The following is a 570-nucleotide window of genomic DNA, read 5'->3' as shown; positions in this document are numbered from 1 at the left end:
TCTACCGTGAGTAATGGGGGGTTAACCAACTCATACGTGCGGGTTTCTGTTCCGCTTGCAAAACCACTTATCGTTACCGTGTAAAAACCTGCAGACAATCCTGTTAGTTCCGCCGTGGTAGCTCCCGTGTTCCATTGATAGGTAAAACTTCCATTGCCCTTGTTTACTTCTAAGCTGATGCTACCATCCGCATTACCAAAACAGCGAGGGTGATTAATGGTTGCTTCTATAATATCGGGCTGGGTCACTTCGTAATCTTCTGTTACTTCACAGCCGTTGCTATCGGTAATGGTTACTCTATAGTTCCCGGCTATTACATTGGTTATGCTGGCACTACTGCCTACTATGGCTCCTGTTTGGTCTTCCCAGCTAATAGTGTAGTCTGGTCTACCTCCTATTACAGTGATGTTAACACTGCCATCCGCGCCTTGGTATGCACTAACGTCCGTTACCGTGGCTTCACTAATTGCTAGCGGAGCAAATAGGTCTACCAAAGTAATATCCGTTAAGGAGGTAAAACAAGAGTTACCATCCACTACCTCCAAGCTATACGTTCCAGAAGGCGCATTG

The 570-nt window shown here is 46.1% G+C and carries 1 protein-coding gene; it reads right to left on the bottom strand.

What is annotated here, in order from left to right:
• Positions 1 to 570 (bottom strand): SprB repeat-containing protein (locus FBT53_RS15995; protein WP_205729057.1); only part of this gene is annotated, 570 nt, incomplete at both ends.

The sequence above is a fragment of the Flavobacterium sp. ASW18X genome (assembly GCF_005144745.1).
GTDB lineage: Bacteria > Bacteroidota > Bacteroidia > Flavobacteriales > Flavobacteriaceae > Croceivirga.
Note: the sequence above shows the minus strand (reverse complement) of the source record. Positions and strands in the feature narration are given on the sequence as shown.